This is a genomic window from Ralstonia sp. 24A2, assembly GCF_051783885.1.
GTDB lineage: Bacteria > Pseudomonadota > Gammaproteobacteria > Burkholderiales > Burkholderiaceae > Ralstonia.
In genome coordinates this window covers 1,394,505-1,416,769 of sequence record NZ_JBPVZD010000002.1, presented here as the reverse complement: position 1 = coordinate 1,416,769, position 22,265 = coordinate 1,394,505, and the positions used below count along the sequence as shown (strand labels likewise).

Genomic DNA, 22,265 nt, shown 5'->3' with positions numbered 1-22,265 from the left:
ATGTCGATGCGCGCGCGTGCTTTCTTCGCCTTCCTACTGACAGCGGCCCTCTGGCTGACCGCGTTGCCTGCGCGCACGCAGACTGCCGAGGTGGCCGTACCGCCGCTGACCGCGCGTGTGACCGACCTGACCGGCACCTTGTCTGCCCAGCAACGCAGCGCGCTCGAACAGGTGCTGGCCGACTACGAGCAGCAGCGCGGCAGTCAGATCTTCGTTCTGATGGTGCCCTCCACCGCGCCGGAGCCGATCGAGGCCTACGGCATTCGCGTGGCCGATGCGTGGAAGGCCGGCCGCAAGGGCGTGGACGACGGCGCGATCATCCTCATCGCCAAGGACAACCCGGCGTCGCTGCGCAAGATGCGTATCGAGGTCGGGCGCGGACTGGAGGGGGTGCTGACCGATGCGCAATCGAAGCGCGTTCTACAGGATGTGATGGCACCGCACTTCCGTCAGGGCGATTTTTATGGCGGCTTGTCGGCGGGCATCTCGGCCATCCAGACCATCGTTGCGCAGGAGAGCCTGCCGCCGGCTGAACGCGCCAAGCATCAGCAGGCCAGCAGTGGTATCGAAGATTGGTTGCCGGTGCTGTTTCCGCTCGCGATCATCGTGTTCTTTGTGCTGAGCGCAGCCATGCGCTCAGGCGGACGCGTCACGGGCAGCCTGCCCAGCGGCCGACCCGGCACGCGGGTGGTGATGGGCAACCGCGGCTGGGGGCCCGGCACCATCGGCGGGCTCGGTGGCGGCCTGGGTGGTGGCTGGGGCCGCGGCGGCGGCGGAGATTTCGGTGGCGGCGGCGGAGGGGGCGGCTTTGGAGGCGGCGGCGGGGGCGATTTCGGCGGCGGCGGTGCCTCCGGCAACTGGTGAGGACGATCATGGCATCTCAAACCCGACACCATCGCGGCGCACGCCGTGCCTTCACCCACCTGCTGACGACCTCGTCGCACGCCAAGCGCGCCTTCCCGCCTGCCGATCTGCAAAAGCTGGAAGCCGCTGTGCGCGAAGGCGAACAACGCCATCGCGGTGAAGTGCGCGTGGTCATTGAAAGCTCGTTGCCGGTACGCGATGCATGGGCAGGCGTGACCCCACGCCATCGCGCACGCACACTGTTCGGCCTGCTGGAGGTGTGGAACACGCGCGAGCATGTGGGCGTGCTGCTCTACATCAACCTGGCCGACCACGCTGTCGAGATCCTGGCCGACCACGGCATCGCCGCCAAGGTCGATGCGCATGCCTGGCGCACGGCATGCGAGACCATCACACGCGGCTTTGCGCAGCGCGTGACGATGGCGCCGGTGCTGGACGCGCTGGCGCAGATCAACGACGTCCTTGCCACCCACGTTCCGGCTGACGGCACCCCGCGTGCGAATGAGCTGAGCGACCGTCCACTGGTGCTGTAGCGGCCCCTTCGCCGTCCGTCGGACGGCGAGTGGATCCCAGCCCGTTTATGCGCCCAGTTTGTGCGCTGCGCCGGTCACCTTGTTTCACGGCGATCCGACTGCGGGCGCACATCCACGGCGCGTGTTTCAGTTCTGATACGAATTCGCGCGCGCAAAGAAACGCATTGGCGACACGCCCAGGCAACGAGGCGCCTCATCTTTTAGGATGACGCGGCGGGCGGCTCGCCTCGGGTATCCGCGTCATTCTCTGCCGCGCATTCACCCACATCGCCGACAAGCCGCTACGCCATTTCTGCGACGCACGTGTGCGCAGTGCGATACGGAGACGCCCGTCGCGATGCCTCCGCACGCACGGTGCGCGGGGCATGTTTCACGAATGCAACCATTTCAGTGCCCTCTGGTTGCCCCCGAGTTTTCGCACCGCAGCAGGCATTTCACGTCACTCTTTGCGTCCGTTTGCGCGCCTGATTGCGCACAAAACGCCCTCTTCCTTGGCGATTTCCACTAGCCACCGCCGGTATCCGGCACGTATCCAATTCGAAACATCCAACTGGCGCCTGCCACTGCAAACATCCTGATCCGGACCGAAAGCGTTGTGGCTCAAGGGTTTATCCGCCGTGGCATGGTCGTCGCTCTACCCAGCGGGCCAGCGAGGCAAACCAGTGATCCGCAAGCTCGGCAATCGAACCAGCGGCACGCAACGCCGCCGCCGAGACTGCAGGACAGATTCATGACGGAGTGCCAGTCAACGTGCCATAGAAGAGGCGCTCCGAGGGGAAGTTCAGAACGAAGGCGGTGCACCGGCCACACAAGATGGCCAAGCACCCAAGAATGCGCCTGATGCGGCCATCCATACCGGCCTCAGGCAATGCGGGAAGTCCACTCGCAGAAGTGAAAGTAGAAGTAGAAGTGTCCGGGGGGGGCGTCGGTGCGAACCGACGTGAAAGCCAGTCTCGAACCAACGAGACAGCCAGGTTGCCAGGCATGCACTACACGCCGACCGCCACATGGCACAGAGAGATTCCTCCCCCAGACTGCATGTGCTGCATTTTCGGACAGGCGGTGTTCCGCCCTTGTCCGCTGATTGATCCGGCAGTCCAGTGGTGGCCGCAACAGCTGCGCGCGGCCATATAAAAAGCGTTGGGGGAAAACATGAACGCGTACATCAACCGCCCGTTGCTCTATGTCTCGCTGCGTCACGATGCAACGCGTTGCCGCTACCTGGCTCAACAGGGCTGGCAACTGATCTTCGCCAACAGCCGCCGCGACCTTGAGGCGCTGAACCTGGGCGATGAACCTGTTCTCGGCGGTTTGCTGGATCTGGACAGCGGTTTCTCCGACGCTGAACTGGAAGACCTGGAACCCTGGCTGGCCCAGCAGAACATCGGCTGGATCGGGGTGGTCAACAACGGCGACATGCTGTCAGCACCGATGCGCAAGCTGCTCGGCCTGTACTTTGTCGACTACTACAACATCCCGTGCGACAGCGCCGAACTGGCGCGCGCACTCGGCCACGCCGTCGGAATGGCGAACCTGCGCCCCGCAGCTTCGCTCGCACGTGGTGCGCTGCGCCCAGATGGGATGATCGGCAACTGCCCTGCCATGCAGACGCTGTTCCGCGGCATCGAGAAGGTCTCGAAATGGGATACGCCCGTGCTGATCTCGGGCGAATCCGGTACCGGCAAGGAACTCGCGGCACGCGCAATCCACTGCGCCTCGCGCCGCGCCGGCCAGCCGTTCATCGCCGTCAACTGCGCCGCCATCCCGCCCACGCTGCTGATGTCCGAGCTGTTCGGCTATGAACGCGGCGCCTTCACCGGCGCAGTCAAGCGCAAGCTAGGCCGCATCGAGATGGCGCACGGCGGCACCCTCTTCCTGGATGAAATCGGTGACATGCCGCTGGAAAGCCAGACCAGCCTGCTGCGCTTTCTGGAAACCGGTTGCATCGAACGGCTGGGCAGCACGGAGTCGGTTGCCGTCGACGTGCGCGTCATCTCCGCCACCCATGTCGACCTGGAAGCGGCCATTGCGGCGGAACGCTTTCGCGGCGACCTCTATCACCGCCTCTGCGTGCTGCGCGTCAAGCAACCCGCACTGCGCGAGCGCGACACCGACATCCTGCTGTTGGCCGAACACATCCTCAACAGCATCCGCAGCCATTCACCCGAGCACATCAAGGGGTTCTCGCCGACGGCCCTGCGGGCACTCAGCGTGCACACCTGGCCAGGCAACGTGCGGGAACTGATCAACCGCATCCGGCACGCGGCAGCCATGTGCGAAGACGGCATCATCAAGCCGGCCGACCTCGACCTGCAGCCGCCCGTCGAGCCCTCGCGCCCGCCCACCCTGGCTGAGGCTCGGGAAGCGGCCGAGCGCTGCGCCGTCAAGGAGGCCCTGCAACGCAATCATGAACGGCTCATCGACGTGGCCGAGGAACTGGGCATCTCTCGCGTCACGCTGTTCCGGATGATGCGTGAGCACAAGCTGCAGATCCGCAAGGGAGAACTCGGGATGGTGTGCGTGCAGGGATGAATGCGGGGGTGGAGGCGACGGTAAAGGTGGGGGTAGAACAAGACTGAAAACAGGGGCGGACCATGTCAGTCAGCCAGCAGGGCAAGCAACAAGCGGCGCATGCGGTACCCGCGCCGACAACGAGGGGGGGAGGTTGGCCGGGGTCCCGCCGACTGTATGTCTATGGCGGGGCCCTGCTCTTCCTTGAGTATTTCCTGCTCGGCATGTGGTGGTGGGGGCACCACATCCTGAAGAACACCACCATTCCATCGCCGGGGTGGGACCTTGCAGTCTTCTGGAATGCCGCCAGCCTGGCCATGACGCACGGTGCCACGGCAGCTTATGACTGGGCGTTGCTCCGCGCTGCGGAGGCCGCCATCCTGCCGCCCGACATCTTTGGACCGTTCTCTTATCCACCAACGTTTCTGTTGCTGATCTACCCGATCGGGATGTTGTCGTTTGGCGCCGCAACAGTCGTTTTCTCCGGCTGCGGCATCGCGCTCTATTTGGGGATGCTCCGGTCGACGCTGGCATCGCTGCGGCTGCCCTGGCTCATTCCGGCCGTTGCGTTTCCTGGCGTGTGGGTCACGCTGGTCACCGGGCAGAATTCGCTGTTCACAGCGGCAGCGGCGGGCGCGGCGTTGGTGCTGCTGCGCCGCTCTCCGGTGGCGGCCGGTGCTTGCATCGCCATGCTCTGCATCAAACCGCAACTGGGCGTCCTGTTCCCGCTCTACCTGCTCTGTGGGCGCCAGTGGCGCGCGCTCGCATCGGCGGCGTTCTTTTCTGTACTGACCCTGGCGGTCAGTTGGCTCGCATTCGGCACGGACACCTTTGTTGCCGCCGCGAAAAGCCTGGCCATGTTCCGCCACGCCATTGTCGAAAACGGCGGCGTGATCCTGTACGGCGCGCCGACGGTGTTCGGCACGCTGCGCTCAGCGGGCTACTCGACCACGGTGTCGTATGCGGTACACGCCGGCGTGGCCATGCTGGTGATAGCCGCCTGCGTCTGGCTGTGGCGCAGCACGTGCCGCTTCGAACTGCGTGCCGCCTCGCTGCCCATTGCGACACTGATGGTGCAGCCCTACCTCATCTACTACGACCTGGCATGGCTCGCCTTGCCAATGGCTTGGCTCACCGTCGATTTCGTGCGCCACGGCTGTAACCGGTTCGAAAAAGCGGTACTGCTTGCTGCCTGGCTGGTGCCAGCGCAAGGCCTGTTCGCCGTGCTTTCGCGCAGCATGGGACAGTGGGCGCCGGTCGTACTGGTGGCCTTGCTCGCCATCGTCGTGCAGCGCGCACGTGCACCGCAACGCGTGATCACGCCACCCGAAACCTCTGACGCGGCAACACAACCCGTTACCGCGATTGGCACACACGCAACCAATCCGGCACAGGGGACAACAGCGTGATCAGAAGTTTCGAAGGCCTGCGCGGCATCGCGGCCTTGTTCGTCGTGGTGCATCACATGTTCTGCGCATGGCCGCACCCGCTCTCCGCCAATGCCTATCTTGCGGTGGATCTCTTCTTTGTCTTGAGCGGCTTCGTCATCAGCAGCGCGTGCGGCCCACAGTTGTCGAACCTCGCGTCACTGCGGATATTCATGATCCGCCGCATCGGCCGCCTGTGGCCAACGCACCTGGCAACCACGGTGCTCGCCCTCATCGTGGCTCGCCATCTGCCGCCGATCGGCGAGATGCTGGCGCTCGCCACCATGTCGCAGGGCCTGAACGTCTTCCAGGCCGGCATCGGCAACGCCGTGAGCTGGAGCGCCGGCGACGAAATGTACGTCTACCTGCTGTTCGGTGCGGGTTGCATCCTGATGCGCCGCCCAGTCCGCATGGTGGTGTTCGCTGCGTTGGCCTTGACGGCTTGCGTGCTGGCCGCCCGGATCGAGATCGACCGCGCCTGTCTTCTCCAGGGCGGCTGCCTCAGTAAGTTGGTTCACCAGTTCGGCTGGCTGCGGTGTATCGCGGGCTTCTTTGTCGGCACCCTCATCTATGACTTCCGAGATCGTCTTGTCACGTTGACGAACCACCCCGCCTTTCAGGTGACGGCGTTTTCAGCAGCGCTGTTCCTGCTCATTTCCGCAGATGCCCTTCCAGGGTCCGCATTGACCGCGCCGCTAACGTTCGGCGCACTGATCAGTGCGCTCATCAGTGACCGTGGCCCGATCGCACGCATTCTTCAGATACCGGCTGCGCAATATCTCGGCAAGGTGTCATACCCGCTGTATCTCGCGCATGGCGTCATGCTGCCGCTCGTCGTGAGCATGCCGGCTGACATCGGACTCATGGATCAACTCGTCACCTACGCGCTGTTTCTCTTCTGGGCGTTTGCCGCTGCCCATCTGCTGCACAACTACGTCGAAGTGCCATTTCGCAATCGGTTCAATGCGTGGTCTCAAACCTTCTCGCATGCAACGTCGTCACACGCGCCGATCCAGGAGCCGCGTGGGGCACTGATGCATGACGCGCGTGGCAGCCAAACTGTGCGGCCACAGATCCTCAAACCAGCGGAGACGCGCCCGCCGCGTGCTCGACAAGACCGTTAGCGGATTGCGTGTGTGTCGCGGTTGACGCGAAATGACGCCGCATCGCGATAACCAGCAGCGCCACGAGCACAGCGGGAAGCACCTGAAGATACAAGCCGACATACGCGGCAAGAACACCCTGCACAGGTGCCAGCCACGCCGCAGCCAGCAGAACCCGCTCCAGACGATTCAGCGGCTGAACCCTGGCGTCGCGCATCAGAAAGACGATCGGCAGGACCAGCCATACCAGGTCGTAAAACATGACGTAGGGCTGCATCAACAGCGTGGCCACGACAAAGGCAGTTGCGCGAAGCTCGAACCTGGCACGCTTGACCCACAGGAAGGCCATGACCATCACGGCCGGCGCGGCAACCAGGCCATGCACAACGTAGGCCACGCTCACCGGCAAGCCCAGGCTACGGCTGATCGCAAATACGGTTGGCATGCCAAGCCACATTTCACGACCGCCCTGCTCCACCGCGATCCGGCTGAACTCGGGAAGATACGCAGCAAACGCACGCCATGCGTCAACCCCGAAAACGGCGACACTGCCCCCTGCAAAAACCAAGGTGCAGAGACCCGCAACAACGAGCGCCCTCCATTGCCGACTGCACACCAGTGCCAGCGGAAACAGCACGCCAAATTGGGGCTTGATCACGAGGATCGCGATGCACATCCCGGCAAGACCCGCGTTTGTCTCAAGCAAGGCAAGTGCTGCGCCCGTGGCAGACACCGTCAACAGCGCGTTCTGGCCCAACCCCAACGCGACCGGCACCCCTGGAAATGCGGCCAGCCAAGGCAGCCACGCACGGTCAATGCTGCGACTGATGCGGACAAGCATTGCCCCGTAGGCGGACAAGCCGAGCGCAAAGTAGAGAACGAGCGCGCTCCCGAATGGCAGCAGCCCGAAGAGAATGACTGCCAGCAAGAAGGTGGGCGGATAAGGCCATGGGGAGTAGCCGATCTGGTGCCGTAACGACTCTTCCATCGGCTGCATCCATTGCGCGGAAAACACCGCTGCCGCGTTGTGTTCGAGCGCGACCCGAGCAGCGGACCAGAACACGGAAAAGTCGTAGCCGAGCATCGGCGCCGTCCAATCGTTCAGCACGTAAAACCGGATGCCCCAGATCACCAACGCCAAGACCTGGAGCACCAATGCCACCGCCGCATAGACGGTCAGGCGACGCGCCAGACACCCTACATCCGTTGCCGACATGACGCGCCTCCCATGCACGCATGTGCCTAACCGCGCTGACCCCGCACCATCTGAATCACACGCCGCTCACCCGTCAACCGATTGCGCAGCCGGCGCTCCTGATAGCGGCGCTTCACGAGGTAGATCGGGCGGCCCTTGGCCTCGTCGTAGATGCGGCCGACGTATTCCCCCACCATGCCCAGGCCGATCAACTGCAAGCCGCCAAAGAACAGCAGCAGCGACAGCAGCGAGGCGTAACCCGGCACGTCCACGCCCAAGACCATGGTGCGCGCGATGATGTAGCTGCCATACACGAAGGCCACGCTCGCAATCGCCAGACCGATGTACGTCCAGCTCCGCAGCGGCCAGGTGCTGAAGCTGGTGATGCCTTCCAGCGCGAAATTCCACAGGCGCCAGCCGGAGAATTTCGATTGCCCAGCGCTACGTGCCTCGCGCTCGTACGGAACGATCACGGTGTTGAAACCCACCCACGCAAACAGGCCCTTCATGAACCTGTGCCGCTCGGGCAGCTGCTTGAGCGCGTTGACGACGGCACGGTCCATCAAGCGGAAATCGCCAACGTTCTCCGGCAGTTTCAGGTCTGACAGCGTGTTGTGAACGCGGTAGTACGCCGCAGCGGTCACCCGCTTGAGGAAGGTATCGCAAGCGCGGCTGGCGCGCTGTGCCAGCACCACCTCCGCCCCCTTCTGCCAGTGCGCCACCAGGGTGGGAATCAGTTCCGGCGGATCTTGCAGGTCGGCATCGATGGGGATGACGGCATCGCCCGATGCCTCGTCAATGCCGGCCGTCAGCGCCGCTTCCTTGCCGAAGTTGCGTGTCAGGTCGATCACCCGCACGCGTTCATCCTGGCGTGATACCGCAATCAGCTTCTGCAGCGTGTCGTCTTTGCTGCCGTCGTTCACGCACACGATCTCGAACTGCGTGAACTCGATCGACTCCAGGATCGGCACGACGCGCGCAAAGAAGGACTCCAGCGCCTCGCCTTCGTTGTAGAACGGCACGACCAGCGAAAGCAGTTGGTTTCTTTTGTAATCCAACATCATTGTTCTCCCCGTCCAAGGCGCCTTGGCACGCGGCTGTGTGACGCGTTGCGTGTGCGCTCAAGATGAATACGGCGCGCGATATGCGCGAGTGCCAGCAGCAATACAACCGGCATCAGCTGAAAGCTGAGTCGGTCAATCAGGAGCATTCCGCCCAGCGGCAGAAGCCACAGCAGGATCAGTCCTTCACGTTCACCGGGCAGCCACCCCTCCCGCCACGCGTAGGACGCCAGCCAGGCAATGGCCAGGCCGAGGAAGGCCAGATCGTAGTCGTACAGGTAGGGGCTGGCGAGCATGGTTGCCGTCAGCACAGCCGCAGCACGCAGCGCAAAGCTGCTCGGCCGGCTCCACGCATAGGCGACCACGGCGCAGGCCGCCGTCGCCCCCACCAAGTGCAGTGCGTAGGCCAACACCACGCTACCGTGCAGCATCTTGACCATGGCAAAGAGGGTGGGCATGCGTTCAAGATGGACCGCGCCGGATTCCACCACCGACCGCGCAAACGCTGCGTTGTGCAGGAAGGCGATGAACGACTGCGGACCAAACGCCACGAGCGCCAGCACTGCCAGCGCGAGCGAGGTCAGCGCCATTGCAATCAACGCCTTCCACGCTCTCGCGCACACGAGCGCGACCGGAAACATCACAGCCAGTTGCGGCTTCACCGTCAGCAGAGCAAGCAGTACGCCCGCGGCGATCGGGCTGGCAGGCCGCTTGGGCCGTGGGGAATGCAGCAACGTGAGCGCCAAACCAGCACACGCCGCCAGCAACAACGCGTTCTGCCCCGTTGCGAGCACCACCGCAATGCCGGGAAACGCCGCACACGGCAACCATGCCTGCCGCCACGGCACGATCCGGCTGACCACCCACAGGAAGCACCCGACGCTTACCCCCAGGAAGACCAGCGCGGCAAGCCAGTACGGCAGCAGCCCAAACGGCGCGACGAAGGGCAGGAACGTTGGCGGGTAGAACCAAGGCAACAAGCCCTGGGTTGTCGCCACCAGTGGAACGGTTGCCAGCTCCAGGTTGTGCAGGACGGCAACATCGTAAGCAGCGAGCGGGTGACCCTGCAGGACCAGCTGCGCGGCACTCCAGAACACCAGAAAGTCGCCGCCGATCGGAAAGACACCCGGCACCTTCAACACACTGGCGCGGACGGCCCAGATCGCAAAGTATGCGACGTAGCAGGCCAGCGCGGCCATCGAATACACACGCAGGCGGTCCGGACCCAGCCAGTGGCGGGCATCCGCTGCAGTTGCCTCGGGCACCCTGTGCTTTAGAAGGTTCCAAGCGATGGCCATGGCGCCCTCACCTCCGCTTTGCCACGCGACGTACAACAAGCGCCATCATGACCATCAGAACCAGCGGCCCGATCTGCGGCAGCTTCAGGTAAGGATTGGCGTGCTCATAGAGCGGCAACAGCCAAGCCACCACGAGCAGCCCCCGCTCGCCGCTCGACAGGCCATTGCCACTGCCATCGCGCACCCCGTCGCCCACCACTCCTGCAATGGCAACCCCCAGCCATGTCAGCTCGTAGTCACGCAGATAGGGCGACACAAATAGGGTGGCGATGGCCAGCGCCGCGGCACGCAACTCAAACGCCGTCGTCCGCCGCCAGACATAGGCCATCGCGCCGGCCATCGCCAACGCTGTCAGCACCTGTACGGCGTAGGCGCCAGTCACGCTCGCCCCGGCCAGCCGGACGGCTGCAATGGGCGTTGGCATGCCCCACCACAGGTTGGCGCCGCCTTCGATGAAACTCGTCCGCACCCACTGCGCGTTGGCAAGAAACGCCGGCACCGTGCGCCAGCCGCAGACCAACACGCTGACACCGGCAAACGCCACGGTCGTCAGCAGCGCACCGGCCAGCGCCTTCCATGCGCGCGAGATCACCAGAGCCAGCGGGAACAACACCGCCAACTGCGGCTTGATGGCAAGCAAGCCAATGAGCACACCGGCAAGCACGGGGCGCTTGTTGAGGTGGTACACGGCCGCCCCCGCCACGCCAGCCGTCAACAGGGCGTTCTGGCCAGCAAGAATGGTGATGAGCGTTGCAGGCGCGGCCACCACAGGCAACCACACCCCTTGGCGCCAGGGGTGCCGCGCCCCCACCAACACGCTGATCGATCGGAAATAGACGAACCCCGTGCCCGCCAGGAACAGCAGGTAGCTCAAGGTCAGCGGCAACAACGACAGCGGCAAGACCATCAGCAGAAAGGTCGGCGGATAGAGCCAGGGAAGGATCAGCTCGGCGCCCTTCCCCAAGGTTCCATGCTCGGCGATCACTGCGGTCAGTTGGCGCACGTCGTAGGCCTGCAGCGCCCCCTGCGTCAGTGCGAGATGAGATGCCCCCCAGAACGCCGAGAAATCTGTTCCAGGACGCGCCATCGTCACATCGGTAAAGCCCTGGCTTGTCCAGGCCCAGCCAAGCAGCAACGCGCAGAACAGGGCCAGCAGCGCGCCGCTGTAAGCGCGCACCCGGGCCAGGTCGATCCAGTGGCCAGCAGCATCCTCACCCGCTGCACGAACTGCGGCAGCGGCGCTGCCCGTGGCTGGTAGACGCACAGATCTCTGGCTCATGCTGCTCCTCGCGTCGGTTCCGGGTGATACGCCGCACACGATGTCTGCGCTGCGCTGGGTGGAGCTTCGCCACGCGCGCGACAGCTTCGCGCCGTGTGCGTGTCTTAGAGCCCAGTCTTGTTCTCTCGCGTGAATAAGGCAAGGCACGGCATACGCCTGCAGCCTGGTTCTGGCGCTACCCGATCGTCGAAATTGCATCGACGTTTCAGCGCTGAAGCGCGGCGTCTTTTTCCGCGGAGGCGTTGTGGCTGCGGCCTCGCTGCACACCACCGGGCGAGACAGACACCTGGGGGATCAATCAACGTTTCCGCCCAGAAACGTCGCCCCGCTATGGGCACACCCCCGGCCGGGACACGGTGGAGGGCCTCATGCGGACCCCAAGCCTGCCCGGTGGCGATTTCCACCATCCACTACGCTACCCCCTCACCTGTCCATTTGAATGAGGGCGCCCCTGCACTGCGTCATCCCTACGTAGCCTCATCCAAATCGACGTGCCCCGCCACGCGTTTCCCCCTGGCAACTCCGCCCCCGAGAACCTGGGCACCAACCCGCCGGCGGGTTCTCCAGATTCCGTCCCATTGCCCGCAAAGCCTTGTCGCACATGGAAGTGCATGGGGGTGGCCCGGCTTTTGCCTATGCCAGATCGCAGGACATCGTCACCGCCGCCTTGAACGGGGAGCAGCAAGTTCGCAGCAGACGGCGAAGCGAAACGGAATCTCCAATTCAAAGCATCGAATTGAACAAGGGATCGAGACAAATGCTGACCAACAACACGCTCACATCACCCGCAAGGGACAGCGCACAACACAACACCGCACGGTGTGTGTCACGTGAGTTCCTGCGGGCCGATGACGGCAGCGAAGGCTGCTGGCCGTTTCATGCTTGTGCCATCTGTGCGCCGCCGACATGACCTCTCACTCATTCTGGCTTTTCGAACGCGCATTTTTTCCACTGAAGGAGATTGTCATGAACTACCTCAACGCACTCAAGCAATTCGCCCGTGACGAAGATGGTGTGACCGCCATCGAATACGGCCTGATCGCCGCCCTGATCGCTGTCGTGATCATCGCTTCGGTCAAGCTGGTTGGCACCAACCTGAGCACCGTGTTCAACAACATCGCGCAAGCACTCTGATGCCCCGATGTTGTGAGCGCGAGGCTCACTGCATTCGGTTTCACCGCAATGCATGCCAAGCGAAAGCAAGCGTGGGTCGCCATGAACGTGGCAACCCACGCTCCAGCAACAACCGGCAGAACTTCTGCCTTTGGCAAAGGGAGATTGTGATGAACAGCTACAGCACGCCTCTACAGCAGTTCCTGTACGACGAGCAGGCGGTCACTGCAATCGAGTACGGCCTGATCGCGGCATTGATTGCCGTTGTCATCATCGCCTCGGTTCAGCTCGTCGGCACGAACCTGAGTACGGTGTTTTCCAACATTGCAGCCGCGCTCTAACGGACTGCCAACTCAGTCAGCTACCAGCGCCACGCAGGAGACCAGCATGCACAAGCCAATCAACCCCAGGAAGTGGCTGCGCGACGATCGAGGCGTGACCTCGATCGAGTACGCACTGCTGGGCTCGCTTATCGCAATTGCCATTCTCGGCTCCGTCGTGGCGCTGGGTAGCGGCGTGAAGTCCCTCTACGAAATGATCGCCGCGGCCATCCCGTGATGCCGTGTTGGCCCCAACAACAACATCAACAACAACCTTTGCGACACCCGACCCCATCGAACTGAACTTGCAACTGCACCAAAGAACCCGAGGACACCATGAACGACGCCACCCTGCTCTCGCCAATGATCGGCCCCGTTGCCATGGGCGTGGCGCTGACCGCGGCGGCCATCGACGCGCAGCATCGCCGCATCCCGAACTGGCTGACCTTCGGTGCCTGGCTGGTGGCGCTGCCGTTGCAGGTGGCGATCCATGGCCTCGGTAATGGCGCACTGGTGTGGGCGGGCGGCTGGCTTACAGGCCTGGCGATCTTCCTGCCGTTCTATCTGCTGCGCGGCATGGCTGCGGGCGATGTGAAGCTCATGGCTGCCGTAGGTGCCTGGCTGGGTGCGTTCATGGCCTTTGAGATCGCGCTGGCCACGTTCGTGATCGGCGGCGTCTGGGCGCTGGCGTTCACCCTCTGGCACAAGCGCATGGCGCAGTTGCTCCGGAACCTGCGCGATGTCCTGTTGACGTCGGGACAGGTCAGCCGCGAAGCAGGTACGCCAACACCGCAAGCCGATGCTTCATGGTCGGTGGGTTCGTTGCCGTACGGCGTTGCGATTGCCGCCGGCACGATTGCTGTCCTGTTTGTGTCGGCCTGATGCACGCACTTTGCACACCTCGACGCGCACTTCGTATCCACTCAGACAAACGGTGATGAAGATGATTGGGGACCAAAAGATCGAGCACACAGAATTCGGGCACGCCCAACATGCGCCGCGCTCGCTTGAGGCCGTGCCATCGCCCACCGGGCTCGACACTGCCCGGCGCGAGCCCGCTGCTCCCTGGCATATCCTGCCGCGCACCGTTGCCGAGACGGGCCTGGACATCTCGCTGCTGCTCGGCCTGCTCATGAAGGTGGCCTACCTGCATCGCAGCGCCACGCTGGTCATGCTGATGGACACCATCAAGCTGCCCGCCATGGTCATCAATGAAGTGGCGGCCTACGCCGTGCGCGAGCGCATGCTGGAAGTGGCCCACCGCGGCGCCAACGACCTGGATGTACGCTTCCACCTGACCGACGCCGGCTATGTACGCGCCGCTGAATTCACCGCGCGCTGCAGCTATGTCGGCGCCGCACCCGTCACGCTGGAAGCCTATGTTGAATCCGTTCAACGGCACTCCATCCAGTTTGCCTCGCTGTCCAAGACCGACGTCACCGCTGCCTTCAGCACGTTCGTGATGCCGCCGGACCTGCTCGACGATGTGGGCGTCGCACTGAACACGAGCCGCGCGCTGATGCTGTACGGCCCCGCCGGCGGCGGCAAGACCTATCTCGCGCAGCATCTGGGCATGCTGCTGCCCGGCACGGTGCCGGTGCCGCACGCCATCACGATCGCGGGCGAGATCATCCAGATCTTCGACCCGCTCGTGCACGTAGCGCAGAACGACGAAGATGGCCCCATCGCCCGTCGCCCGCTCGACCGCCGCTGGCAGATGTGCCGTCGGCCCGCTGTGCTCTCCGGCGGCGAGCTCACGCTGGAGATGCTCGAGCTGCGCTACGACGGCACGACCGGCTTCTACCAGGCGCCTCCGCACATGAAGGCCAACTGCGGCATCTACATCGTCGACGACCTTGGCCGTCAACAAGTGGGCGTGAGCGAGCTGCTCAACCGCTGGATCGTACCGTTGGACCGTCGCGTCGACATGTTTTCGCTGCGCAACGGCGTGCGGTTCACCGTGCCGTTCGATGTGTGGCCGGTCTTCTCGACCAATCTTGAACCGGCCCAGCTGGGCGACGACGCCTTCCTGCGCCGGCTCGGCAGCAAGCTTTACGTGGGCCCGCTCTCGGTGGGCGACTACCGCGAGGTCTATCTGCGCGCCGCTGAAGACCTTGGCCTGCAACGTGCAGACATCGCCTTCGATTACCTGCGCGACGCGCTACACGGCGGCAGCGGCAAGCCGTTGCTGGCCTGCATTCCGCGCGATCTGCTGCGCCTGGTGGCCTCCGCTGTCCAGTACCACGGCGGGCCATCCGAGGTGACCGAAGAAGCGCTGCGCCGGGCTTGGCAAATCTATTTCTGTTCGCACACAGATTTCAAGACAACCGACTCCATGAGTGCGGGCATGGGCTGGCGGCAGGACACGCAGGCTCACACCTGAGCCTTGCCGATCCGATCCGCATTATTGATCTCAGAAGGGGGAACTCATCATGAAAAACGCGCGTGCAATCGTGATGCTGGTCGTCGCATTGGTAGCGGGGATCGCGGCCGTTGTCTCTGCATCACGCTGGCTGTCTCAGCAGTCATCCACTTCAGTCAAGCAAGTCGTGGTGGCCGCCAGCGACATGGATCTCGGCCAGCCGCTGGGCAATGAGCAGTTGCGCATGGTCAGCTGGCCAGCCGGCAGCCTGCCGCCGGGCACGTTTGACGATCCCAAGGCACTGCAAGGGCGCGTGGTGCGCGCAAGCCTGCAGAAAGGCGAACCGATTCTGGAAAACAAGCTCGCGCCCATCGGCACCAAAGGTGGCCTGTCCGCCGTCATTGCCGAAGGCAAGCGCGCCATCACCGTGCGTGTGAACGACGTGGTGGGCGTGGCGGGTTTCGCGTTGCCGGGCAACCTGGTCGACGTGATCGTCAATACCAACGAAGACGTCAAGAGCACGAACAACAACAGCATCTCCAAGATCGTGCTGGAAAAGATCCTGGTGCTGGCCGTCGCGCAGCAAGTCAGCCGGGACGATACCCAGCCCAAGGTCGTCAACGCGGTCACGCTGGAAGTCACACCCGATCAGGCAGAGAAGCTCGATGTGGCACGCAGCGTGGGAACGCTCTCGCTGGTGCTGCGCAATCAGGTCGACGTTGCCGCCACCGCAACCGGCGGCGCCACGAAAGGCACCTTGCTGGGCACGCCCGCAGCCGAACCCGCACCCAAGGTGGTGATGGTCAGCGCACCGCGGGCAACGGCCAAGGTGCGCCGCGTTGCCTCGGCTCCGGTCCGGCAGCGCGACTGCATCGGTGTGCTGGCTGGCGTGCAGGGCAGCATGGAGTGCTTCTGACCCGCCACACCTGACAGTCCTTCAACACGCATTGCAACGTAGAGGTTAACCAGCCACAGCGTCTCAACCGCATTTTCTTCTTGTGCAGCACACCCTCGGGGGGGGAGATATGAAGACGAACCAAAAAACCAATGTCGCACTGCATGGCGCTCAGGTCCTCGGCAGCACACGCATGCTGATCCTGGCGAGTGCCGCCGGTGCCATGCTCTGCATGCCGCCGCACGCGACAGCACAAACGGCCATGGAAGCAGGTGCCGTGGCCAAGTCCACCACGGCACCGGTCGTTGTGCAAGGCCGTGCTGGTGCGCCCGCACCGGTGCAGATGACGATCAGCATGAACCCGGCGCTGGCGACCGCGCCAGTGGCCGACGTACGCGGGCCGAACTGCACGGGCGCCGTGCGCGGTGAGAGCAGCGTGGTGGTGCCGGTTGGCAAGTCTTCGCTCATCTCGCTGCCCGAGCCCGTGCGCAATCGCACCCTGGGCAACCCCGCCGTGGTGCAAGCCACCATGGTGTCACCGCAATCCATGTACCTGCTCGGCCGCAGTGTGGGCACCACCAACATGATCGTGCAGGGCCGCAGCGGCGCCTGCAGCATCGTCAACGTGGTGGTCAACGCAGATGCCGGTGGCTTGCAGACCTCGCTCGCGCAACTGATGCCGGGCGAATCCAAGATTCGCGTCATGACCGCGGCCGACAGCCTGGTACTCGCCGGCAACGTGTCGAGCGCACAGGCCGCGCAGCAAGCCATGGAAATCGCGCACGCCTATGCCGCCTCTGCACAAAGCGGCGCGGACAAGGGAGGTGGTGTTGCCGGTGCACTCGGCGGTGGCGGTGGCGGCACCAGCGGCGGCGCCCCGGTCATCAACATGATGATCGTGGATACGCCGCAGCAAGTCATGCTGGAAGTCAAGGTGGCGGAAGTGTCGAAGACCTTGCTGAACCAACTGGGCACGGCACTCAATATCCAGGGTGGATTCGGCTCCTGGAGCGGCGGCCTCTTGACCTCCCTGTTGACGGGTTCGTCCACCGGGTTCTTTGCCAACAAGGCGAACAACCGGCCCTTCCAAGCGCAGTTGGACGCGCAGAAGAACGACAGCCTGGTGAAGATCCTTGCGGAGCCGAACCTCGTCACGCTTAGCGGGCAGGAAGCCAGCTTCCTGGCAGGCGGCAAGATCTACATCCCGGTGGCGCAGAGCAGCGCTTCGGGTGGTGCACCCACCATCACGCTGCAGGAAGAGGAATTCGGCGTTGGCCTGAAGTTCACGCCAACCGTGATGGCCAATGGCCGCATCAATGTGAAGGTGGCACCGGAGGTGTCGGAACTCTCGCCCACGGGCGCAACTGTCACCGGCGCCAACACGAACGGCCAGACCATCCTGCCGCTCATCACCACACGGCGCGCCTCCACCACCGTGCAGATGCGTGACGGCGAGAGCTTCGCCATCGGCGGGCTGCTGCAAGACAACGCACGCGGCTCGCTCAAGGCATTGCCTGGTGCGGGTGAAATCCCCGTCCTGGGCACGCTGTTCCGCAGCACGCAGTTCCAGCATGATCTGACGGAGCTGGTCATCGTCATCACGCCGCGACTGGTGCAGCCGATGCAGACGGCCTCGTACCCGCTGCCGACCGACAGCTTCTCGACGCCCAACGATCTCGACGTCTACCTGACGGGCAACATGGAAGGCAGAGGCGCCAAGAACCGCGCGGCCAAACCGGCGAGCGCCGCAGCACCCGCAGCGGCCCCGCAGATGCCCGCACAGGCACCAAGCGCGCCCTCGGCACCGAGCTCGCAGGCACCTGCCCCCGCCCCGGTAGCACCAGCACCGGTGGCTCCAGCTGCCCCTGCACCGCGCACTGAGGTGAGCACCGAGGTGACCACACCGGCGGTCACGCCGCCGACGAACGATGTGCCGGAACAACCAGCCGCCACGCTGCCGGTTGCGGAAGCCGCACCCGCACCCACCGCAACCCCCGCCCCGGCGCCCACGGACGACAACGCCGCCCGCGTCGCCCGGATCGAGGCCACCGCAGCACGGCTGGCCCAGGCCAGAGCCAAGACGCAGGGCCGTCAGACGGCAGTGGCCGACACGACCACAACCCCGCAGACACGCTAACCCGGGAACCATGTGGAGATATGCCATGAACACCAACTTCAAACGCCTGCAACGTGCCGCACTCGTGATCCTGGCTTGCCAGGCCCTGACTGCCTGCATGACCACGACGCCCAACTGGGACAAGCATTTCGGCGAGGCCGTCACGAGCGTCAAGCAAGCGCAGGTGATCAACCCTGACGCACCGGCCGGCCTGCCCGCGCTGGATGGCTACGACGGCAAGGCCGCAGTGGCCGCCATGAGCAACTACGACCGCTCCATGACCCGTTTCCCGGCTGGCGGCGTCGGCAGCAGTAGTGGGTACGGTGGCGGATTCGGCGGCGGTGGGTACGGCGGTAGCGGCATGTCCGGCAGCTTCTCACGCTGACGGCGCATGGCGGGTGCCCAAACCGCACCCGCCATCGCAAGCCTGATACCGGGCCGGCCTATTCGCAACACCTTGCGGCGCGATGCAACGCTATACAGAACACACGATCGAACGGGGAGCTTTGCCATGCTCAAGATCTTGATTGCGTCCGAAGACGGCGAGCGCCTGGCGGACCTTGCGCGCCTGGTAGCCGCTGCCGGCAGCTACCAGGTCATGCGCCTGCAGGCCGCGCCGGGCAGCCTGTCTACGCACGCCTGCCAACTGCGCGGCGCCGATGCGCTCATCATCGACCAGCCGAGCGGCGGCGCCAGCCAGATGCTGAGCATTGAACTGATCCGGCAGCAGTTCTCTGACCTGCCCTGCATCCTCGTCACGCAAACCCAGGAGCGCGACGACCTGATCCGCGCGCTGCGCGCAGGCGTCAGTGACGTACTGACCTGGCCGCTGGAACGCGCACAGTTGACGGCGGCGCTCACCCGGCTGGAAACCAATCACACCCCGAGAACGAGAGAGGAAGCGCGCGTGATCGCCTTCATCTCCAGCAAGGGCGGTGCCGGCTCCAGCTTCATCGCCAGCAACGTTGGCTACACGCTGGCCGCGCACGAACACAAGCGCGTGCTGTTAATCGACCTGAACACGCAGTTCAGCGACACGCACTTTCTGGTGAGCAACAAGACGCCACCCGCCACGCTGTCCGAGGTGTGCGCGCAGGTCGACCGCCTGGACGATGCCTTTCTGGAAGCGTGCCTGACGCGCGTGGCCAAGGACTTCGACGTCCTGGCCGGCGCCAGTGACCCCATCAAGGCGGGCGAGATCAAGAAGGACAAGATCGAGTACGTGCTGTCGCTGGTGTCGCCGGTCTACGACTTCATCCTGGTCGACGTCGGGCAGGCCATCAACCCGCTGTCGATTGCAGTGCTCGACCACTGTGACCAGATCTGCGTGGTGGTTCAGCCGACCATTGCCTTTGCCCGCACGGGGCGGCGCCTGCTGGATATCCTGCACGGGCTGCACTACCCCGCCGAGAAGCTGCGCATCCTGGTCAACCGGCACGGCAAGCGCGACGAGCTGCCACGCACCACGCTGGAGCAGGTCTTCGGTCAGAAGCTCTTCCATGTGCTGCCCGACGATGCGGCTGCGGTGGACGACTCCATCTGCCAAGGCATGCCCATTGCCCAACATCATCGCAGCAGCGCCATGGCCAAGGCACTCATGGCGCTGGCCGAAGTCTTCGCCACGGCACGCGAGAACGACCGTCACGCATCGCAAGAGAAAGGCTTCTCTCTGAGCAAGCTCTTCACGCGGGCCAAGACGTCGTCTCCGAACATTGCCTGAGTTTTCCTGCTCATTGATTTCGCCAGTCAGACGGAGCCCATCATGTCGATCCGCGAACAACTCTCCCACCCGGACCATGCGCCGCTGTCCATGAACGGACACACGCCGCTTCACCACAAAGTGGTGGGCCATCCGGCCTACCGGGACTTCAAGAAAACCGTGCACGAAGTCGTGCTGGACCGCGTGGACCTGGAGCGGCTGGCCCGCTTCCCGACCGAGCAGGTACGCCACGAGATCGGCACCCTCGTCAACAGCATCATCGACGAGGAGAAACTGCTGCTCAACGATACCGAGCGCCGGCAGATGACCACCGACGTGTACGACGAGATGTTCGGCTTCGGCCCGCTCGAGCCGCTGCTGCAGGACCCGACGGTGTCCGACATCCTGGTCAACACGGCCAAGCAGGTCTACGTTGAACGCCGCGGCAAGCTGGAGCTCACCGACGTCACGTTCTACGACGATGCGCACCTGATGAAGGTGATCGAGAAGATCGTCTCGCGCGTGGGCCGTCGCATTGATGAGACCAGCCCGATGGTGGATGCGCGCCTGCCCGACGGCTCGCGGGTGAACGCCATCATTCCGCCCTCGGCCATCGACGGCCCGCTGCTGTCGATTCGCCGGTTTGCGACCAACCCGCTGCAGGTGTCTGACCTGATCGACCTCAAGACGCTCACGCCGCCCATGGCCAAGCTGATGCAAGCCCTGTCGCAAGCCAAGGTGAACGTGCTGGTGTCGGGCGGCACGGGCAGCGGCAAGACCACGCTGCTGAACATCCTCTCGGGCTTCATTCCAGCCGACGAGCGGATGGTCACCATCGAAGATGCCGCTGAACTCCAGCTGCGTCAGCCGCATGTGCTGCGCCTGGAAACACGCCCGCCCAACATCGAAGGCAAGGGCGAAATCACGCAGCGTGCACTGGTGCGCAACGCCCTGCGCATGCGGCCCGACCGCATCCTCCTGGGCGAAGTGCGCGGCGGCGAGGCACTGGACATGCTCAACGCCATGAACACCGGCCACGAAGGGTCGCTCACCACCGTCCACGCCAACACCCCGCGCGATGCACTCACGCGCATGGAAAACATGGTGAACATGGCGGGCCTGAACCTGCCGCCCAAGACGATCCGGCAGCAGATCGCCTCGGCCATCACCGTGATCATCCAGGTGGCTCGGTTGACCGACGGGCGTCGCAAGGTCATCAGCATTCAGGAGATCACCGGCATGGAAGGTGATGTCATCAACATGCAGGAGATCTTCACCTTCCAGCGCACGGGCATTGCCCAGGACGGCGCCGTCAAGGGGCACTTCCGCGCCACGGGGGTCTATCCGAAATTTGCCGAGCGGCTGCGCGTGTTCGGGGTGGGCTTGCCAGACGAAACCTTTGACCCGCAACGGCACTTTGAGGCCTAACGACTTAAGGGCTTGAAGCCAGAGCCACCACCAGTGTGGTCCAAGCGCGATCTAGAAACGGGGGCACCCTAAATGAACGAAATCTTCTACGCGTTCGCAATCCTGCTGTTCGCGGCCGTCGTGCTCTGCATCGAGGGGGTCTACCAGTGGTGGAACAACTACCACGGCCCCGAGGCGAAGCGCGTTGATGCCCGCATTCGGGCACTGTCCGCGGGCGGACACGTCGGCACGGAACAACTGTCGATTCTCAAGAAACGTCTGCTGAGCGAATCACCACAGTTCCAGCGCTGGCTGATGAGCCTGCCCCGTGTGAGTGTGATCGACCGCTGGCTGGAGCAATCCGGCAGCGCCTGGTCGGTCGCGCAGCTCTTCGGGTACAGCATCGCGATTGCCGTCGGCGCGCTGGTGGTGGGTGCGCTGTTTCTGCCGTTTCCACTGCCCATCCTGATGGCGTGTGCGCTGCTTGCATCCGCGCTGCCAGTCTTGCGCATCACATCGCTGCGGCACAAACGCCTCAAGAAGCTGGAGGCACAGCTTCCCGACGCGGTGGACATGATCGCGCGTGCGCTGCGTGCCGGCCACTCCTTCGCCAGCGCGCTGGGCATGGTCGGGCAGGAGATCAAGGAACCGATGGGCCCCGAGTTCCGCACCACCTTCGAAGAGATCAACTACGGCGTGTCGCTCGACGAGGCGTTGACCAACCTGGCCAAGCGGGTGCCCGTGAATGACCTGCGCTACTTCGTGATTGCCGTGCTCATCCAGCGCGAGAGCGGCGGCAACCTGGCGGAGATTCTCGACACCATCGGCAACCTGGTGCGCGAGCGCCTGAAGCTGTACGACAAGATCCGTGTGCTGTCGGCCGAAGGGCGGCTGTCGGCATGGATTCTCGGGCTGCTGCCCTTCGGCACGGCCGCCATGATCCTCATCGTCAATCCGGACTTCATGAAGGTGCTGTGGACAGACCCGATCGGCCTGCGGATGATCGGCCTGGCGCTGTTCAACATGGTGATGGGCCTGATCTGGATGCGCAAGATCATCCGCATCCGGGTCTGACGAACGTG

The 22,265-nt window shown here is 64.1% G+C and carries 20 protein-coding genes; 16 read left to right on the top strand and 4 right to left on the bottom strand.

Annotation, left to right across the window (positions count from 1 at the left end):
* The 5 genes from ACS13N_RS11520 (at nucleotide 1) to ACS13N_RS11500 (ending at nucleotide 6,459) form a co-directional block, all read left to right on the top strand.
* Nucleotides 1-864, top strand: coding sequence for a TPM domain-containing protein (locus tag ACS13N_RS11520; protein WP_438931782.1), 864 nt, complete (start codon nucleotides 1-3; stop codon nucleotides 862-864).
* 8 nt (nucleotides 865-872) lie between these two features.
* Complete coding sequence (locus ACS13N_RS11515; protein ID WP_438931781.1) at nucleotides 873-1,397, top strand: TPM domain-containing protein; 525 nt, start codon at nucleotides 873-875, stop codon at nucleotides 1,395-1,397.
* A 1,152-nt stretch (nucleotides 1,398-2,549) separates the two neighbouring features.
* Entirely contained in the window at nucleotides 2,550-3,929 is a 1,380-nt protein-coding gene (locus ACS13N_RS11510; protein WP_438931780.1) for a sigma 54-interacting transcriptional regulator, read from the top strand.
* Nucleotides 3,930-3,991: 62 nt separating this feature from the next.
* The gene (locus tag ACS13N_RS11505; protein ID WP_438931779.1) at nucleotides 3,992-5,317 is read left to right on the top strand and encodes a glycosyltransferase family 87 protein; all 1,326 of its coding nucleotides are present in this window, start codon (nucleotides 3,992-3,994) and stop codon (nucleotides 5,315-5,317) included.
* Complete coding sequence (locus tag ACS13N_RS11500) at nucleotides 5,314-6,459, top strand: acyltransferase family protein (protein ID WP_438931778.1); 1,146 nt, start codon at nucleotides 5,314-5,316, stop codon at nucleotides 6,457-6,459. The genes ACS13N_RS11505 and ACS13N_RS11500 overlap by 4 nt, the downstream gene beginning before the upstream one ends.
* Here the strand turns inward: ACS13N_RS11500 and ACS13N_RS11495 are convergent.
* Genes ACS13N_RS11495 through ACS13N_RS11480 form a run of 4 tightly spaced genes read right to left on the bottom strand, consistent with a single transcriptional unit; the run spans nucleotide 6,413 to nucleotide 11,271 of the window.
* Entirely contained in the window at nucleotides 6,413-7,654 is a 1,242-nt protein-coding gene (locus ACS13N_RS11495) for a glycosyltransferase family 87 protein (protein ID WP_438931777.1), read from the bottom strand. The two genes, ACS13N_RS11500 and ACS13N_RS11495, sit on opposite strands and share 47 nt — an antisense overlap.
* A 26-nt stretch (nucleotides 7,655-7,680) precedes the next feature.
* Complete coding sequence (locus tag ACS13N_RS11490) at nucleotides 7,681-8,694, bottom strand: glycosyltransferase family 2 protein (RefSeq protein WP_438931776.1); 1,014 nt, start codon at nucleotides 8,692-8,694, stop codon at nucleotides 7,681-7,683.
* On the bottom strand, nucleotides 8,694-9,992 hold the full coding sequence (locus ACS13N_RS11485) for a glycosyltransferase family 87 protein (RefSeq protein ID WP_438931775.1): 1,299 nt from the start codon (nucleotides 9,990-9,992) through the stop codon (nucleotides 8,694-8,696). The genes ACS13N_RS11490 and ACS13N_RS11485 overlap by 1 nt, the downstream gene beginning before the upstream one ends.
* 7 nt (nucleotides 9,993-9,999) lie before the next feature.
* Nucleotides 10,000-11,271 carry a glycosyltransferase family 87 protein gene (locus ACS13N_RS11480; protein ID WP_438931774.1) on the bottom strand — a complete coding sequence of 424 codons (1,272 nt, stop codon included), beginning with the start codon at nucleotides 11,269-11,271 and terminating at the stop codon, nucleotides 10,000-10,002.
* A 966-nt stretch (nucleotides 11,272-12,237) separates the two neighbouring features.
* Here ACS13N_RS11480 and ACS13N_RS11475 point away from each other — a divergent pair.
* The 11 genes from ACS13N_RS11475 to ACS13N_RS11425 all read left to right on the top strand — a co-directional run bounded on the left by ACS13N_RS11475 (nucleotide 12,238) and on the right by ACS13N_RS11425 (nucleotide 22,257).
* Nucleotides 12,238-12,405, top strand: coding sequence for a Flp family type IVb pilin (locus ACS13N_RS11475; protein WP_438931773.1), 168 nt, complete (start codon nucleotides 12,238-12,240; stop codon nucleotides 12,403-12,405).
* Between the two features lie 149 nt (nucleotides 12,406-12,554).
* On the top strand, nucleotides 12,555-12,725 hold the full coding sequence (locus tag ACS13N_RS11470; protein ID WP_438931772.1) for a Flp family type IVb pilin: 171 nt from the start codon (nucleotides 12,555-12,557) through the stop codon (nucleotides 12,723-12,725).
* A gap of 46 nt (nucleotides 12,726-12,771) precedes the next feature.
* Entirely contained in the window at nucleotides 12,772-12,942 is a 171-nt protein-coding gene (locus tag ACS13N_RS11465) for a Flp family type IVb pilin (RefSeq protein WP_438931771.1), read from the top strand.
* 98 nt (nucleotides 12,943-13,040) lie between these two features.
* Nucleotides 13,041-13,586, top strand: coding sequence for an A24 family peptidase (locus ACS13N_RS11460; protein WP_438931770.1), 546 nt, complete (start codon nucleotides 13,041-13,043; stop codon nucleotides 13,584-13,586).
* A 61-nt stretch (nucleotides 13,587-13,647) separates the two neighbouring features.
* Entirely contained in the window at nucleotides 13,648-15,087 is a 1,440-nt protein-coding gene (locus ACS13N_RS11455; protein ID WP_438931769.1) for an ATP-binding protein, read from the top strand.
* A gap of 49 nt (nucleotides 15,088-15,136) precedes the next feature.
* Nucleotides 15,137-15,982: a Flp pilus assembly protein CpaB gene (gene cpaB / locus ACS13N_RS11450; protein ID WP_438931768.1), complete on the top strand. Its 846-nt coding sequence runs from the start codon at nucleotides 15,137-15,139 to the stop codon at nucleotides 15,980-15,982.
* A 109-nt stretch (nucleotides 15,983-16,091) separates the two neighbouring features.
* Entirely contained in the window at nucleotides 16,092-18,098 is a 2,007-nt protein-coding gene (locus ACS13N_RS11445; protein ID WP_438931767.1) for a type II and III secretion system protein family protein, read from the top strand.
* 25 nt (nucleotides 18,099-18,123) lie between these two features.
* The gene (locus tag ACS13N_RS11440; protein ID WP_438931766.1) at nucleotides 18,124-18,462 is read left to right on the top strand and encodes a hypothetical protein; all 339 of its coding nucleotides are present in this window, start codon (nucleotides 18,124-18,126) and stop codon (nucleotides 18,460-18,462) included.
* A 126-nt stretch (nucleotides 18,463-18,588) separates the two neighbouring features.
* Nucleotides 18,589-19,797 carry an AAA family ATPase gene (locus ACS13N_RS11435; protein WP_438931765.1) on the top strand — a complete coding sequence of 403 codons (1,209 nt, stop codon included), beginning with the start codon at nucleotides 18,589-18,591 and terminating at the stop codon, nucleotides 19,795-19,797.
* 42 nt (nucleotides 19,798-19,839) lie between these two features.
* The gene (locus ACS13N_RS11430) at nucleotides 19,840-21,204 is read left to right on the top strand and encodes a CpaF family protein (RefSeq protein ID WP_438931764.1); all 1,365 of its coding nucleotides are present in this window, start codon (nucleotides 19,840-19,842) and stop codon (nucleotides 21,202-21,204) included.
* 72 nt (nucleotides 21,205-21,276) lie between these two features.
* Nucleotides 21,277-22,257, top strand: a complete 981-nt coding sequence (locus tag ACS13N_RS11425) for a type II secretion system F family protein (RefSeq protein ID WP_438931763.1) — start codon at nucleotides 21,277-21,279, stop codon at nucleotides 22,255-22,257.
* The last annotated feature ends 8 nt before the right edge of the window (nucleotides 22,258-22,265 follow it).

Bases quoted from the DNA above. Each gene is read 5' to 3' on its own strand.
- ACS13N_RS11520 (WP_438931782.1), top strand. From the start codon at position 1: ATGTCGATGCGCGCGCGTGCTTTCTTCGCCTTCCTACTGACAGCGGCC.
- ACS13N_RS11515 (WP_438931781.1), top strand. From the start codon at position 873: ATGGCATCTCAAACCCGACACCATCGCGGCGCACGCCGTGCCTTCACC.
- ACS13N_RS11510 (WP_438931780.1), top strand. From the start codon at position 2,550: ATGAACGCGTACATCAACCGCCCGTTGCTCTATGTCTCGCTGCGTCAC.
- ACS13N_RS11505 (WP_438931779.1), top strand. From the start codon at position 3,992: ATGTCAGTCAGCCAGCAGGGCAAGCAACAAGCGGCGCATGCGGTACCC.
- ACS13N_RS11495 (WP_438931777.1), bottom strand. From the start codon at position 7,654: ATGTCGGCAACGGATGTAGGGTGTCTGGCGCGTCGCCTGACCGTCTAT.
- ACS13N_RS11490 (WP_438931776.1), bottom strand. From the start codon at position 8,694: ATGTTGGATTACAAAAGAAACCAACTGCTTTCGCTGGTCGTGCCGTTC.
- ACS13N_RS11485 (WP_438931775.1), bottom strand. From the start codon at position 9,992: ATGGCCATCGCTTGGAACCTTCTAAAGCACAGGGTGCCCGAGGCAACT.
- ACS13N_RS11480 (WP_438931774.1), bottom strand. From the start codon at position 11,271: ATGAGCCAGAGATCTGTGCGTCTACCAGCCACGGGCAGCGCCGCTGCC.
- ACS13N_RS11475 (WP_438931773.1), top strand. From the start codon at position 12,238: ATGAACTACCTCAACGCACTCAAGCAATTCGCCCGTGACGAAGATGGT.
- ACS13N_RS11470 (WP_438931772.1), top strand. From the start codon at position 12,555: ATGAACAGCTACAGCACGCCTCTACAGCAGTTCCTGTACGACGAGCAG.
- ACS13N_RS11465 (WP_438931771.1), top strand. From the start codon at position 12,772: ATGCACAAGCCAATCAACCCCAGGAAGTGGCTGCGCGACGATCGAGGC.
- ACS13N_RS11460 (WP_438931770.1), top strand. From the start codon at position 13,041: ATGAACGACGCCACCCTGCTCTCGCCAATGATCGGCCCCGTTGCCATG.
- ACS13N_RS11455 (WP_438931769.1), top strand. From the start codon at position 13,648: ATGATTGGGGACCAAAAGATCGAGCACACAGAATTCGGGCACGCCCAA.
- cpaB (WP_438931768.1), top strand. From the start codon at position 15,137: ATGAAAAACGCGCGTGCAATCGTGATGCTGGTCGTCGCATTGGTAGCG.
- ACS13N_RS11445 (WP_438931767.1), top strand. From the start codon at position 16,092: ATGAAGACGAACCAAAAAACCAATGTCGCACTGCATGGCGCTCAGGTC.
- ACS13N_RS11440 (WP_438931766.1), top strand. From the start codon at position 18,124: ATGAACACCAACTTCAAACGCCTGCAACGTGCCGCACTCGTGATCCTG.
- ACS13N_RS11435 (WP_438931765.1), top strand. From the start codon at position 18,589: ATGCTCAAGATCTTGATTGCGTCCGAAGACGGCGAGCGCCTGGCGGAC.
- ACS13N_RS11430 (WP_438931764.1), top strand. From the start codon at position 19,840: ATGTCGATCCGCGAACAACTCTCCCACCCGGACCATGCGCCGCTGTCC.
- ACS13N_RS11425 (WP_438931763.1), top strand. From the start codon at position 21,277: ATGAACGAAATCTTCTACGCGTTCGCAATCCTGCTGTTCGCGGCCGTC.